At 60.2% G+C, this 13,892-nt stretch carries 10 protein-coding genes, 1 tRNA gene and 1 other RNA gene; 7 read left to right on the top strand and 5 right to left on the bottom strand.

Annotation, left to right across the window (positions count from 1 at the left end; genetic code table 11):
* Nucleotides 1-94: 94 nt before the first annotated feature.
* Nucleotides 95-799: a serine O-acetyltransferase gene (gene cysE, locus CSV91_RS07280; RefSeq protein ID WP_099432364.1), complete on the bottom strand. Its 705-nt coding sequence runs from the start codon at nt 797-799 to the stop codon at nt 95-97.
* A 223-nt stretch (nt 800-1,022) separates the two neighbouring features.
* Between cysE and CSV91_RS07275 the strand changes: the two genes are divergently transcribed.
* Both CSV91_RS07275 and CSV91_RS07270 read left to right on the top strand, forming a co-directional pair.
* On the top strand, nt 1,023-1,670 hold the full coding sequence (locus CSV91_RS07275; protein WP_099432363.1) for a DedA family protein: 648 nt from the start codon (nt 1,023-1,025) through the stop codon (nt 1,668-1,670).
* A gap of 288 nt (nt 1,671-1,958) precedes the next feature.
* Nucleotides 1,959-3,011 (top strand): branched-chain amino acid aminotransferase, encoded by a 1,053-nt coding sequence (locus CSV91_RS07270; protein ID WP_099432362.1) that lies wholly within the window; start codon nt 1,959-1,961, stop codon nt 3,009-3,011.
* 479 nt (nt 3,012-3,490) lie between these two features.
* Here CSV91_RS07270 and CSV91_RS07265 read toward each other — a convergent pair whose 3' ends face one another.
* Nucleotides 3,491-4,042 carry a LemA family protein gene (locus CSV91_RS07265; RefSeq protein WP_082421874.1) on the bottom strand — a complete coding sequence of 184 codons (552 nt, stop codon included), beginning with the start codon at nt 4,040-4,042 and terminating at the stop codon, nt 3,491-3,493.
* A 211-nt stretch (nt 4,043-4,253) separates the two neighbouring features.
* Here CSV91_RS07265 and CSV91_RS07260 point away from each other — a divergent pair, with 211 nt between their 5' ends.
* The gene (locus CSV91_RS07260) at nt 4,254-4,838 is read left to right on the top strand and encodes a TetR/AcrR family transcriptional regulator (RefSeq protein ID WP_099432361.1); all 585 of its coding nucleotides are present in this window, start codon (nt 4,254-4,256) and stop codon (nt 4,836-4,838) included.
* Between the two features lie 3 nt (nt 4,839-4,841).
* On the opposite strand, the gene CSV91_RS07255 is transcribed toward CSV91_RS07260, so the two are convergent.
* Nucleotides 4,842-4,931, bottom strand: a tRNA-Ser gene (locus CSV91_RS07255).
* Nucleotides 4,932-4,982: 51 nt separating this feature from the next.
* Between CSV91_RS07255 and tadA the strand changes: the two genes are divergently transcribed.
* Both tadA and ffs read left to right on the top strand, forming a co-directional pair.
* Complete coding sequence (tadA, locus tag CSV91_RS07250) at nt 4,983-6,764, top strand: tRNA adenosine(34) deaminase TadA (RefSeq protein WP_099432360.1); 1,782 nt, start codon at nt 4,983-4,985, stop codon at nt 6,762-6,764.
* 453 nt (nt 6,765-7,217) lie between these two features.
* Nucleotides 7,218-7,313: signal recognition particle sRNA small type (gene ffs, locus CSV91_RS07245), an RNA gene on the top strand.
* Nucleotides 7,314-7,661: 348 nt separating this feature from the next.
* On the opposite strand, the gene CSV91_RS07240 is transcribed toward ffs, so the two are convergent.
* Together CSV91_RS07240 and CSV91_RS07235 are read right to left on the bottom strand one after the other, a co-directional pair.
* Nucleotides 7,662-8,654 (bottom strand): coiled-coil domain-containing protein, encoded by a 993-nt coding sequence (locus CSV91_RS07240; protein WP_099432359.1) that lies wholly within the window; start codon nt 8,652-8,654, stop codon nt 7,662-7,664.
* A 299-nt stretch (nt 8,655-8,953) separates the two neighbouring features.
* Nucleotides 8,954-9,964: an LPXTG cell wall anchor domain-containing protein gene (locus CSV91_RS07235; protein WP_099432358.1), complete on the bottom strand. Its 1,011-nt coding sequence runs from the start codon at nt 9,962-9,964 to the stop codon at nt 8,954-8,956.
* A gap of 209 nt (nt 9,965-10,173) precedes the next feature.
* Between CSV91_RS07235 and CSV91_RS07230 the strand changes: the two genes are divergently transcribed.
* A complete protein-coding gene (locus CSV91_RS07230; RefSeq protein ID WP_099432357.1) occupies nt 10,174-12,018 on the top strand; it encodes an ABC transporter ATP-binding protein in 1,845 nt (614 codons plus the stop codon).
* A complete protein-coding gene (locus CSV91_RS07225; protein WP_099432356.1) occupies nt 12,019-13,878 on the top strand; it encodes an ABC transporter ATP-binding protein in 1,860 nt (619 codons plus the stop codon).
* Nucleotides 13,879-13,892 lie beyond the last annotated feature (14 nt).

Raw genomic sequence — 13,892 nt, 5'->3', positions numbered from 1 at the left:
CGCATGTCACATTGGAAACAAGGCGCGCCGGGGATTGATTCCCTGGCGCGCCTTTTGCGTCGGTGTCGATGTTGTTTTTGTGCCGCTCGCGTTCCTAGTGCTCGTCCACGAGCTTGGCGACGAGGGCCTTGAGCTCGGCCACCTCTCGCTCGAGTTCCTTGACGCGGCGGGCATTCTCGGTGATGCCTTGGCGGTTGAGGGCGCTCTGCTCGGCGGCGTCATCGGGCATGTACTCGCGATGCTGCTTGGCATCGAAGCTTTCTTCGAACACGCGGCAGCCGTTGCGCTTGATGATGCGTCCCGGCACGCCCACGACGGTGCAGTTGTCGGGCACGTCTTTAACGACGACCGAGTTGCCGCCGATCTTGACGTTGTTGCCGATGCGAATGTTGCCGAGCACCTTGGCGCCCGTGCCCACGGTGACGTTGTTGCCCAGGGTGGGGTGGCGCTTGCCGGTCTCGTTGCCGGTACCGCCGAGCGTGACGCCCTGGTAGAGCACGCAGTTGTCGCCCACGATGGTGGTCTCGCCGATGACGACGCCCATGGCGTGGTCGATAAAGAAGTGCTTGCCGATCTTTGCAGCGGGATGAATCTCGACGCCGGTGATATGGCGAGTGATTTGCGAGAGCACACGGGCGAGCGAGCGATGACCGTGCTCCCAGAGCCAGTGCTCGGGTACGTGGTTCCACTTGGCGTGCAGGCCGGGATAAGAAAGGAAAATGACCAGGCCGTTTTGCGCGGCGGGGTCCTGCGCCTGGACGGTCTTGATGTCCTCGCGAATGGTATTGATAAAGCTCACCGGCCGCCCTCCCTTAGCGCCAAGGCAATGCGATTCAATAAAGTATAGCGATTCGCTAGGGATTAGGAAGAACAATCTTGGCGGCATTGCGCAACAGGTGTCAGTTATGCAAACTTGCTGGTAATGGAGTCATGCTTTTGTGGGGTTGCGCACGAGGGGGCGCTGCGACCGTATACTGGTCAACTTGGACGTGTCCGCGCCCACAACTGAGAGGTTTTACTTCATGGGTTTCATTAATTTTATCGCCGAGCTGCTCAAAGACCCGCGCACCGCGATTGCTAGCTGGATTGCCGCCGGCCCGCTTATGGCCTACGGCTGCGTGTTCCTGATTATCTTTATCGAGACGGGCGTGGTGTTCTTCCCGTTCCTTCCCGGCGATTCGCTGCTGTTTGCCTCGGGCTTCTTTGCCCACAACGGTGGCTTTAACATCGTGGCTTTGCTGGCCGTTGCATGGGCCGCTGCCATCTTGGGCGATCAGTGCAACTTTATGATCGGTCACTTCTTTGGCAAAAAGATCATTGCCTCGGGCAAGGTCAAGGCCATGACGCCCGAGCGTATCAAAAAGTCCGAGGACTTCCTGGACAAGTGGGGTCACCTGGCCATCTTCCTGGGCCGCTTCTTCCCGTTTATCCGCACCTTTGTGCCTTTTATTGCCGGTATGGGCGGCATGCACTGGCGCAACTTTGTCATCTTTAACGTGCTGGGCGGCATTACCTGGTCAACGCTCTTTACGCTGCTGGGCTACTTCTTTGGCGGCATTCCCTTTGTGCAGGACCACTTTGAGCTGCTGATTATCGGCATCGTCGCCGTGTCGATCATCCCGACCGTGGTCGGTCTGGTTAAGGCAAAGCTGGGCAAAAAGAACGCGTAGCTCGAGCCAGCGCGCAAACCGTGCCATTGAGGCCCGTCACCGCTTACGGTGGCGGGCCTTTTTGCTTCGGTCAAATGAAAATACTTTACTTAGTTAAAGAAAAGCGTTTTATCAGACGCGTACGGGGAGTACAATCTCGTGCATGCGAATCGACGTGCCATCGGCTTTGATGCCGTTCGCGTGTCCCGTCCGGCTCTACGCTCCGGACGTGCGACGTTGCGACGCGGTCGGCCTCGGTCCTCGCGTGCGGGTTCGCGAGTTTGCAACTGTGTATGTAAGGAGCGACATATGACTGTCGAGAAGAAGGATATCGATTGGGGTAGCCTCGGCTTTGGCTACATGAAGACCGATTACAGTTACGAGGCTCATTGGAAGGATGGCGAGTGGGACGAGGGCGGCCTGACCACCGACCACACCCTGCATGTCTCCGAGTGCGGTGGCATCTTCCATTACTGCCAGGAGGTCTTTGAGGGCCTGAAGGCCTACACCGCCGAGGACGGTAGCATCGTCTGCTTCCGTCCCGACATGAACGCCGAGCGTATGTACAACTCTGCGCAGCGCCTCGAGATGCCCCCGTTCCCCAAGGACAAGTTCGTTGAGGCCGTCAAGCAGGTCGTTTCTGCCAACGCCGCCTGGGTTCCGCCCTTCGGTTCCGGCGCGACCCTGTACGTGCGTCCGTTTATGATCGGCTCCGGTGACGTGATCGGCGTGGCTCCCGCTCCTGAGTACACGTTCCGCATTCTCGTGACCCCGGTCGGTCCGTACTTTAAGGGTGGCCTCAAGCCCGTCAAGCTGCGCGTTTCCGAGTATGACCGTGCCGCACCGCACGGCACCGGCAACATCAAGGCCGGCCTGAACTACGCCATGTCCCTCAAGCCCACGATGGAGGCTCATCGCGAGGGCTATGCCGAGAACCTGTATCTCGACTCCGAGTCCCGCACCTATGTCGAGGAGACCGGTGGCGCTAACGTCCTGTTCGTGAAGGAGGATGGCACCCTCGTCGTTCCGCAGTCGCACACCGACTCCATCCTGCCCTCCATCACCCGCCGTTCGCTCGTTCAGGTCGCCAAGGACCTGGGCATCACCGTCGACGAGCGTCCCGTCGAGTGGGCCGAGGTCAAGGCCGGTACCTTTGTCGAGTGCGGCCTGTGCGGCACCGCTGCCGTCATCTCCCCGGTTGGCGAGATCGACAACAAGGTTTATGGCGCCGACGAGACCGTGACCTTCCCGGCTGGCTACACCGAGATCGGCCCTGTGATGAAGAAGCTTCGCGAGACCTTGACTGGTATCCAGTCCGGTGCTGTCGAGGATAAGCACAACTGGGTTTACACCGTCGCGTAAGCTGCCATAGCTGTTCGGCCCGAGGGCAACCTTCCTTTCCGGCGCGTCCTCGGACATGAAAGAACCTCCGCTGCACACTTCGTGCGGCGGAGGTTCTTTCGTCCTGCGGAGTGCGCCGAAAAGGAAGGTTGCGCATTTGTTTTGCTTCGCGCCATGTGGGGGTGGTGGCGACGTGCATTTTTGCGAGTATTCTGCAATCGAAGGCCCCTGCATACCGACGTTCGGGCAAAAATCCGTGCTCGTCGATGCTTTTCGCGAATAATAGGCGGGGTTATGGGCCGACAGCGCTTGATTTGCAGGGATATTCGCGGTCTTTGGCATTTATCGTGGCGCCCGAAGCTCTTGGTTATGTTGAATACTCCCAAAAATGCACGGTGCTTAGAGGGGGACCTTCGCTAAAAAAGCAACCGCCCCGTCGAAGTATGCATTCGACGGGGCGGTTTATGCATCTACCCGATTAAGGATACGCTGCGGATCTGTTAGAACTTGACGGTCGGGGCCTGGCGGGCTGCTTCGGCGGCCTCAAAGCCCTGGCGCTCCTTAAACTGGAAGATGCCGGCAAAGATGACAGCCGGGAACGTCTGAATGGCGTTGTTGTAGCTGAGCACGCAATCGTTGTAGCTCTGGCGTGCATAGCTAATCTTGTTCTCGGTATCCTCGAGCGATGCCTGCAGCTGCGTAAAGTTGGTGTTTGCCTTAAGATCGGGATAGGCCTCGGCTACGGCGAAGAGCTGACGCAGCGCACCGGTCAGCACGTTGTCGGCTTCCATCTTGGCCTCGGGCGTGGTGGCCTTGACGGCGGTGTTACGCGCGCTGATCACGGCGGAGAGCGTCTCCTGCTCGTGTTTGGCGTAGCCCTTGACGGTCTCGACCAGGTTGGGGATCAGGTCGTTGCGGCGCTGCAGCTGCGTATCGATGTTCTGCCAGGCGTTATCGATGCGGTTACGCTTGGTGACCATGTTGTTGTAGATGCCGGCGATGGCGCAGACAATCACAATGACAACAACGATGCCGATGATGACGGTAATCATGATGTCTCCGTTTCGAATGGCCGCGGCGGCATGCGCCAGCTGCCGTTGGTATAACGCTACTAGTATACCCGCAACGTTTTGCCGTGCCGAACTTTCCGGTAAGCGTTATGTTTTCGGCGGGGTCGGCACCGAGGTAAAACGCGCGAGGTACAGGTGTAAGATATGCGACAGATTGACGAGTGTTGTCTTTGCCCTGAGGATGGCGATACCAGTGGACCTTCGCATTAAGAAAACCTACCGCGCCCTATTCGATGCCTTCACCGAGCTTCTCGAGGAGCATCGTTTTGAGGACCTGACGGTTGCCATGCTGTGCGACCGCGCCATGATTCGCCGCACGACGTTCTACAAGCACTTTCGCGACAAGAACGATTACTTTGCCTTTTATATCGATGAGCTCATGTCGGGTTTGCCGCAAAAACAGCCCGATGAGGCCGGCACAGTGTCTGCCGAGGACGTGCGCGCGCTTCGGCACGCGATTTTGGACGATGCCATGGATTTGATTCTGGCGCACGAGCAGCTCATGGATAACATTTTGGCTAGCAGCATGTCGGGTATGTTGACCAACGTTATTTGCGACCGTATTGCCCGCTCCATCCGCGAGCGTGTGATGAACGTGCTTGCCGAGGATGCCCTGGCCCCCGTGTCGCTCGAGACGACGTCTGAGTTTGTCGCCGGCGGTATTATTCGACTTTTCACGATATGGTGGGAATCGGGCCACGATCTTGAGCGTCGACCCGAGATGGCCGACGTGGTCGATGCGCTGTTCGAGCGGACCATGACGCCGGTGCATCACTAAAAGTGGCGGAGAGAGGGGGATTCGAACCCCCGGAACGCTCTCGCGCTCAACGGTTTTCAAGACCGCCGCATTCAACCGCTCTGCCATCTCTCCGTGAGTCGTAATGATAGCATCGTTTTGAATTTGCAACAGGGAAGGCGAACGATGACGATCACCGAAATCGACGAGAAGTTCATGCGCGAGGCGCTGGCGGAGGCGCGAGCCGCCGCGGCGGTGGGCGAGGTGCCCATCGGAGCCGTAGTGGTGTGCGACGGCGAGGTCGTCGCGAGGGCGCATAATCGTCGCGAGCTCGACCAGGACCCTTCGGCGCATGCAGAGTTCGCGGCCCTGTGCACCGCTGCCCAGGTGCTTGGCCGCTGGCGCCTTTCCGACTGTACGGTCTACGTGACGCTCGAGCCCTGCTGCATGTGTGCGGGGCTTATGGTTAACGCGCGCGTGGGGCGCTGCGTGTATGGCGCGAGCGACGCCAAGGCGGGCGCGTTGGGATCCCTGTACGATTTGAATGCCGACTCGCGCCTGAATCACCGGTTTAATGTGACCGCCGGCGTGCTGGCAGACGAGTGTCGTGAGGTGTTGAGCAGCTATTTTAGTGGGCTGCGTGGCAACGATGGTGCTGGCTGCGGTTGTGGGGACGATCTTGAGGCACATGCCGCTCACGCTGAGGCGCTCGCGTGTGCCGAAGATATCGCCGTTGAGGCGGTCGATTTTGGTGCCGCGTGCCGCCGGCCCCGCCGTGTGCTGTTGGCGATCGATTCCTTTAAGGGCAGCGTTTCGAGTGCGCAGGCGGAGGCGGCGGTTGCCGAAGGCGTGCGCCGTGTGTGGCCCGATGCCCAGGTGGCCGCTTTGCCGCTGGCAGATGGCGGCGAGGGAACGCTCGACGCCGTTGCCGCCTGCGGTGGCGAGCTTGTGACCTGCGAGGTTGCAGGTCCCTTGGGCGAGCGTGTGCCTGCCCGGATGCTGGTTGATGTCGAGCGCGAGTCCGCGGTCATCGAGATGGCCGAGGCCGCCGGCATTGGGTATTCGCCTTGCACGGAGTCGTCGGCGCTGGCCGCTACAACCTATGGCGTGGGCGAGCTCATGCTTCGCGCGGTTCGCACGGGCGCAAAGACTATCTATATTGGCTTGGGCGGCAGTGCTACCAACGATGGCGGCGCCGGTATGCTGCAGGCGCTGGGCGCGCGTGTGGTCGATGATCGGGGCTGCGTTGTCGCCCCCGGTCTTGCGGGTCTCGAGCAGGTGGCGAGCGTTGATTTGGCGCCAGCGCTGCAGGCTTTGGATGGCACTCGTATCGTTGTGCTTTCGGATGTAGAGAATCCACTCGTGGGACGCCGAGGCGCTCTGGCGGTGTTCGGTGGGCAGAAAGGCCTGCCGGCGGATGATGCCGAGGCGCTGAACAGGTGCGACAGCTGGATGGTCGGCTACGGTCGCTTGCTCGACGCTGCGATTGCCGGAGCTCGAGCCCAGGGATTGTTGCGCACACCTGAGAGCGCACGGACATTTGGCTCGGTGCTCGGCGTGCCCGGTGCGGGCGCTGCCGGTGGCTTGGGCGCCGCGCTGCTGGCGCTCGGCGCGGAGCTACGCTCGGGCGTGGAGACGGTGCTCGATCTGATTGGGTTTGACGAGCACGTGCGCGATGTCGACCTGGTCATAACGGGCGAGGGCAATATGGATGAGCAGTCCGCCGCCGGCAAGGCGCCGGTGGGCGTGGCGCGTCGCGCCAAGCGATATGGCAAGTCGGTAGTCGCCGTCGTGGGTGGTCGCGCCGACAACCTGGATGCGGTGTACGAGCAGGGCATCGACCTTGTACTGCCGATCTGTCGCAAGCCCATGGACCTGGAGCGGGCACTCGATCCGCAAGAAGCCACAACCAACCTCATCTGCGCCGGCGAGTCTGCCGCGCGAGCCTACGACCTCGGTCGCCTCTAAAACCAATCCCCCCAATAACTTGCGGTGAAATACGGAGTGTTTTTGCCTTTAAGGTGCCAATTCAGTCCGTATTCCACCGCAACTTCGTGAATTGCTATCCGAGGCTGGTCGACATGGGTCTCGAGTCGGACCGTTTGCCACGAAATGCGGCCATCTGCTACGTTTGACCGAGCTACCTCGACCATCCCGGATTTTGTGAAATTAAAACTGCAGGTAGAGAGCTTGCCGATTTCCGAAAAAGTCGGCTATGGTCGACCCATGCGACCAAAACGTAGTAGATAGGCCCTTTTCGTGGCGCAGCACCGGATCAGTCTATTTGGGACGGGGCTTTCTTGACTACTTTCGCCACCCTGATGCCCCCAGTCAAAAAGTAGTCAAAAAGGCCCCGTCCCAAATTAGCTGTCTTGCCCCATCGGGCGGGAGCAGGTAAGATATACCGAGCGCCTAGCGCGTTCGATGGGTTCGGATGACGACATGTTCCGAATCTGGTCAGGTCCGGAAGGAAGCAGCCATAAGGAGCCTCTGTCGGGCATCCGAATCCATCGAGTGCGCAGGCGTTTTTTGGTGCCGCGGCTACCCGCGAGTGCCGGCAGGGCGCTTGGTGTCTCGCTGGTCCTCGGCTTCGCCTGCGGGATCGCTCGACTACCAAGCGCCCTGCCGGCACTCGCGGGTAGCCGACCAAAACCGCCTGAAGGGTCACATTTATCTGAATAATTTAATCCCGTGCCTTTTGCTGCTCGTTGGCGTTGTCTGGAGCGCGGTGGCTATGTGGTTCAAGAGGCGGCGGTGCTGTTGCTTGAATTTTTGCAGTTAAAGAGGCCCGTTTCCCTAGGTGGGGAAACGGGCCTCCTTTTGTTTCTGGGCTTGTGGATTGGCGGAGACAATAGCCGCTGGCAGCTATTTTGAGTTCTTGAGGCGGCGTGTGGCTGTGGCGGTTATTCCGAGGCCTGCGGCGGCGATTGCTGCGAGTGCGATTGCGCTCGGCGCTGCGTCTCCCGTGTTCGCGAGCTTGCCGGCGGTCGTATCCGCTTGCTTGCCGCTGCTCGAGTTCGCCTGCTTGGTGGAGCTTGGCGAGGTGTCTTTGCCGGTCGCGGACGAGCCGGCGGGCTGTGCCGTCTCGGCGGGTTGCGTCGAGCCGGAGGGAGGCACTGTCTCGGCGGGTTTCGTCACCTCGGGCGAGGTGGCCTTGTCTGCCGCGGCCTTTGCCTCTTCGTATGCCTTGCAGGCGTCGTCATAGGCCGCTTGCGCCTTTTCCAAATCGCCGAGGAGCGCATTTCGCTTGGCTATGTCCTCATCGATGTGGGCTTTAGCTTCCTCCGCCTCACTTTCGAAATGCTGAACCTGTCTTTCCTGGCTTTCGAGCCGGTGTTGGTAGGAGTGAAGATCATCTTCACAAGATTTTTCTCGCCTTTCTGCCGACATGATCTCACTTCGCAACTGCTTAATAGTTTCGCTAGAAGCTCCGTCGTCGATTGCCTTATTTAATTCTGCCTGAAGGCCGCTTGTCCGGTTGTGGGCCTCATCGTATTTGGCTTGGGCTGCATCGACGTTCGCTTGCATGGCGGGAAGGGGTTCCCTCCGTTTGGCGGCTTCCGCCACCACCATGTCGTAGAGTTCTTGAAATGCGGCAATGTCATTATCGATTTCCGCAAGTTTTTCGGGACTTGCGGCGTCTTTTGCGGCTTCGAGGTTTTTGAGCGCTTCCTGCATGGCTGCATACGCTTTTTCTTTTGCGGTGGCCGCATCTTCCGTCTGCAAGGCAACTGCACCGGTGGGGGAGCTGGTTTCTGCCGCGATCGCCGTTACGGGGGCGATTCCCGCGACAAGTGCCGCGGAAAGGGCGATGCCCACAGTTGCTCGTCTTGCTCTTCTTGCGAGAATGTCGTTCATCTCGGCACCTCATTTCAAGGGTCGGCGACTAACTTGGTAGCACTAAGGTAAGTATATCAGGCGGTTTGCCCGCCATTGATCGGGCGTGCGCGTATACCCCTTGATTAACGGCCATTAAATCTATCCCTTAAGGAATGCGGCTTGCTAGTGTTGTCTGGGCATTGATGGCTGCGCGGTTCAAGAGACGGCGGCATTACCATCTGTTTTTTCAAGTAAAGAGGCCCGTTTCCCTGGGTTGGGGAGACGGGCCTCTTTTGTCTCTGGGTTTGTGGATTGGCGAAGGTGGTATGCTCTGGCGGCTATTTTGAGTTCTTGAGGCGGCGTACACCCGTGGCGGTTATTCCGAGGCCTGCGGCGGCGATTCCTGCGAGTACGATTGCGCTCGGCGCTGCGTCGCCCGTGTTCGCGAGCTTGCCAGCGGTCGTATCTGCTTGCTTGCCGCTGCTCGAGTTCGCCTGCTTGATGGAGCTTGGCGGGGTATTTTTGCCGGTCGCGGACGAGCCGGTGGGCTGTGTCGCCTCGGCCGGTTGCGCCGAGTTGGAGGGAGGCGTCGTCTCGGTCGGTTGCGTTATCTCGGGCGAGGTGGCCTTGTCTGCCGCGGCCTTTGCCTCTTCGTATGCCTTGCAGGCGTCGTCATAGGCCGTTTGCGCTTTTTTCAAATTGTCGAGGAGCGCATCTCGCCAGGCTATGAACTGGTCGATATGGGCTTTATATTTCTCTGCAGCAAGTTCACAGTCATTAACTCGTCTTTCCTGCTTTTTGAGGCCGTCGCGGCGCTCGCGGAGCTCCGTTTCGCAAGAGTCTTCTTGCGCTTTTGCCGCCATGATCTCACTTCGCAACTGCTTAATATGCTCTTTAATAGTTATGCTGGGCTCCTCGTCGCCGAGTGCTTCAAGTGCCTTTAATTCTGCCTGGAGCTCGCTTACCCGGTTGATGGCCTCGTCGTATTTGGCTTGGGCTGCATCGACGTCCGCTTGCATGGTGGGAAGGGATTCCCTCAATTCGGTGGCTTGCGCCGCCATCTTGTCGTGGAGCTCTTGAAAACGGGCAATGTCATCATTGAATCTCGCAATTTTCTCGGGACTTGCGGCGTCTTTTGCGGCCTCGAGGTTTTTGAGCGCTTCCTGCATGGCTGCATACGCTTTTTCTTTTGCGGCGGCCGCATCTTCCGTCTGCAAGGCAACTGCGCCGGTGGGGGAACTGGTTTCTGCCGCGATCGCCGTTACGGGGGCGATTCCCGCGACAAGTGCCGCGGAAAGGGCGATGCCCACGGTTGCTCGTCTTGCTCTTCTTGCGAGAATGTCGTTCATCTCGGCACCTCATTTCAAGGGTTGGCGACTCAGCTGGTAGCACTAATGTAAGTATATCAGGCGGTTTGCCCGCCATTGATCGGGCGTGCGCGTATACCCCTCTGAAAACTGAATCCCGTTAGAAATGACGAGTTGTTTACGCTTCTTTTGGGCTCACCGTACTATCATGGTTCGAATTGAGTGTGAATGATGATAGGGAGCGCCTTTTTATGATTGAGCTGCTCAGGCGTTTTGGTGGTAAGTTTCGCCGGTATATGGTGATTGGCCCTGCGTGCAAGCTGATTGAAGTGATCTTTGACCTGCTTACGCCGCTGGTGATTGCCCAGATGATCGATAAGGGCATCGGCGCGCACGATGTCAACGCCGTTGTCCGTTACGGCGTGGTGCTCGCCGCCATGGCCGTGATCGGCATCTCGTTTACGCTCGTCTGTCAAAAGATGGCGGCGCTCACCTCGCAGGGCATGGGCACCGACATTCGCGGCGCGCTCTACCAGCACATTAATAAGCTGAGCTATGCCGAGCTCGACCGCTTTGGCACGCCGTCGCTTATCACCCGCATCACCAACGACGTCAACCAGGTGCAGCTTGCCGTGGCGCTGGGCGTGCGCATGCTCATCCGCTGGCCCTTTCTAGCGGTGGGCTCCATGTGCGCGGCCCTTGCCATCGACCTTAAGCTCGGCATCATCTTTTTGATTTGCACGCCCGCCATTGGCCTGGTGTTTTGGTTTGTCATGGCGCGCTGTATTCCGTACTACAAGCAGCTGCAGGCAAAGCTCGACCGCATCGCGCTTATCTGCCGCGAAGGCCTTTCGGGCGCTCGCGTGGTCCGTGCGTTTGTGCGTGAAGATCACGAGCGCGAGCGCTTTGCGCAGGCCGCCGATGACCAGGCCAATACTGCCATCGCGGTGGGCAAGCTCTCGTCGATTCTCAACCCCGTCACGTTTCTTGTGATGAACCTGGGCGTGTGCGCCATCCTGTGGGTCGGCGGCATCCAGGTCAACGTGGGCGAGCTCACGCAGGGTCAGGTCATGGCGTTTGTGAACTACATGACGCAGACCCTCACCTCCATCGTGTATGTTGCCAACCTGGTCGTGGTCTTTACCAAGGCGAGCGCCAGCGCGTCGCGCATCAACGAGGTGCTCAATTGCGTGCCGAGCATCACTGACGAGGACAACGAGCCGGTCGCGCTGCCCGAGCCGGGCAATGTCGCTCCCGTTCCTGCGTTGAGCTTTGACCATGCGAGCTTTTCGTTTGGCGTGGGCGCGGCAAATGCCGTGAGCGATGTGACGTTGGAGCTGCCGCTGGGCAAAACGCTCGGCATTATCGGCGGCACGGGCAGCGGCAAGTCTACGCTCGTCTCGCTTATCCCGCGCCTGTACGATGCGGGCACCGGCAGCGTGAGCGTGATGGGTGCCGACGTGCGCACTTGGCCGCTCGACCAGCTGCGCCATGTGGTCGCGACCGTCCCGCAGCGCACGTCGCTGGTGAGCGGCACCATTCGCAGCAACCTGACCTGGCGTGACGAGTCGGCGACCGACGATGAGCTCTGGGCGGCGCTCGATATGGCGCAGGCGAGCGAGTTCGTGCGCAACAAGCCGCAGGGGCTCGACGCCCCGGTCGAGGCGGGCGGCAAGAACTTTAGCGGTGGCCAGCGCCAGCGCCTGACCATCGCGCGCGCCTTAGTGGGCTCGCCGCAGGTTCTGATCATGGACGACTCCGCCTCGGCGCTCGACTTTAAGACCGACGCGGCGCTTCGCCATGCCGTCCGCGAGCGTAGCGTGCGCGGTGCCGCCGAGGGCGGGCTGCCGCTCACGACCGTCATCGTGAGCCAGCGCGTCTCGACCGTGCGCGATGCCGACATGATCTGCGTACTCGATCACGGCTCGGTTGCGGGCCTGGGCACGCATGACGAGCTGTATGCAAGCTGCCAGCTCTACCGAGAGATCTGCCAGTCGCAGCTTCGCCGCGAGGAGCTCGAGGGCCAGCAGGGGAGTGCGGCGCCCGCGTCTGCCCCAACCGTCCCCGCATCCGTCTGCGCAAAGGAGGGCTGCTAGATGAATCCGTATACTTCTTCCGGTTCGGTCGCCACGATGACGGCCAATGTGTCCGGTAACGATAACCTTAACGACCTGGGCGACGGTCCGCGCCAGCCCGGCGATCCCGAGCGCTATCCCGTGGGCGCGGTGACCCGCCGCCTGCTGGGCTATGTCCGACCGCACCGCATTTCGTTTGCGGCATCGTTTGTGAGTGCCGCTGTCTCGGTGATCTTGCAGCTCTACACGCCCATCCTCATCGGCGAGGGCATCGACCTGATCGTCGCCACCGGGCAGGTGGACTTCGATGCGCTGCTGCCGCTCGTTACCAAATTAGCGCTCGTCGTGGTGGGAGCCGCGGCCTTCCAGTGGCTGCAGGGCTACTGCGTCAACCGTCTGTCCTACGAGACGGTGCGTGACATGCGCGTGGAGGCGAGCGACAAACTCAGCCGTATGCCGCTCAGCTTTATCGACAGCCATGCCCACGGCGACCTTATGAGTCGCGTGGTCAACGACGTCGACCAGGTCGGCGACGGTCTGCTGCAGGGCTTTACCCAGCTCTTTACCGGCGTTATCACCATCGTTGGCACGCTCGCGTTTATGCTCTCTATTAACCTGACCATGACGCTCGTGGTGGTGCTCGTCACGCCGCTTTCCATTTTTGCAGCCGGTGCTATTGCCAAGCTCTCCAACAAGAGCTTTACGGCGCAGCAGCGTATTCAAGGGCAGCTCGGTGGTCATATCGAGGAGTACGTAGGCGAGCAGAAGCTTGTCGACGCCTTCGCCTACGGCCCGCACGCTCAGCAGCGCTTCGATGCCCTCAATGCCGAGCTTTACACCGCGGGCGAGTGCGCGCAGTTTATGGGTTCGCTCTCCAACCCCGGCACGCGTTTTATCAATAACATCATCTATGCCGTGGTCGCTGTGATCGGCTGCGCGGGCGTGATCACGGGCGTGCCCGCGGCGCTTACGGTGGGCGGTGTGCAGATTTTCCTGTCCTATGCTAACCAGTACACCAAGCCGTTCAACGAGGTCACCAACGTCATTACGCAGATCCAGACCGCGTACGCCTCGGCGCGCCGCATGTTTGCGCTGCTCGATGCGCGCGAACAGGAGCCCGACGCGTCGGACGCTGTAGAGCTTGCCGCGCCGCAGGGCGAGGTCGCCTTTGAGCATGTGGACTTTAGCTACGTGCCCGACCGCAAGCTGCTGCAGGACATCTGCATCGAGGCTAAGCCCGGCATGCGCTTTGCCCTCGTTGGCCCCACGGGCTGCGGAAAGACAACGCTCATCAATTTGCTGCTGCGTTTTTACGATATCGATGCCGGTCGCATTGCGGTCGATGGCCGTTCCTCGCGTGACTACACGCGCGCAAGCCTGCGCCGTGCCTTTGGCATGGTGCTGCAGGACACTTGGCTGTTCGAGGGCACGGTGGCGGAAAACATCGCTTACGGTTGTCCCGATGCCGCACGCGAACAGGTTATCGAGGCGGCCAAGCGCGCGCATGCGCACAAGTTTATCGTGCAGCTGCCGAAAGGCTACGACACAGTGATCGGCGAGGACGGCGGCACGTTTAGCCAGGGTCAAAAACAGCTGCTGTGCATCGCGCGCGTCATGCTCACCGACCCGGCGATTTTGCTGCTGGACGAGGCAACGTCGAGCATCGATACCCGCACCGAGCTGCAGGTGCAGGCGGCATTCGACGAGCTCATGGCTGGTCGCACGAGCTTTGTCGTGGCGCACCGCCTGAGCACCATCCGCAACGCCGACTGCATTCTGGTGATGCGCGACGGCCAGATTATCGAGCGCGGCACGCATGACGAGCTGCTGGCGGCAGGCGGCTTCTACGCCGAGCTCTACCGCAGCCAATTCGCCCAGTGAGCAAGCCCGTGGGG

It is taken from the genome of Collinsella aerofaciens (assembly GCF_002736145.1).
GTDB classification, from domain to species: domain Bacteria; phylum Actinomycetota; class Coriobacteriia; order Coriobacteriales; family Coriobacteriaceae; genus Collinsella; species Collinsella aerofaciens_A.
Note: the sequence above shows the minus strand (reverse complement) of the source record. Positions and strands in the feature narration are given on the sequence as shown.

What these genes read in the sequence shown, in the direction of transcription:
- CSV91_RS07230 (WP_099432357.1), top strand. Translation starts at nt 10,174, where the DNA reads ATGATTGAGCTGCTCAGGCGTTTTGGTGGTAAGTTTCGCCGGTATATG.
- CSV91_RS07265 (WP_082421874.1), bottom strand. Translation starts at nt 4,042, where the DNA reads ATGATTACCGTCATCATCGGCATCGTTGTTGTCATTGTGATTGTCTGC.
- tadA (WP_099432360.1), top strand. Translation starts at nt 4,983, where the DNA reads ATGACGATCACCGAAATCGACGAGAAGTTCATGCGCGAGGCGCTGGCG.
- CSV91_RS07275 (WP_099432363.1), top strand. Translation starts at nt 1,023, where the DNA reads ATGGGTTTCATTAATTTTATCGCCGAGCTGCTCAAAGACCCGCGCACC.
- CSV91_RS07270 (WP_099432362.1), top strand. Translation starts at nt 1,959, where the DNA reads ATGACTGTCGAGAAGAAGGATATCGATTGGGGTAGCCTCGGCTTTGGC.
- CSV91_RS07225 (WP_099432356.1), top strand. Translation starts at nt 12,019, where the DNA reads ATGAATCCGTATACTTCTTCCGGTTCGGTCGCCACGATGACGGCCAAT.
- CSV91_RS07235 (WP_099432358.1), bottom strand. Translation starts at nt 9,964, where the DNA reads ATGAACGACATTCTCGCAAGAAGAGCAAGACGAGCAACCGTGGGCATC.
- CSV91_RS07240 (WP_099432359.1), bottom strand. Translation starts at nt 8,654, where the DNA reads ATGAACGACATTCTCGCAAGAAGAGCAAGACGAGCAACTGTGGGCATC.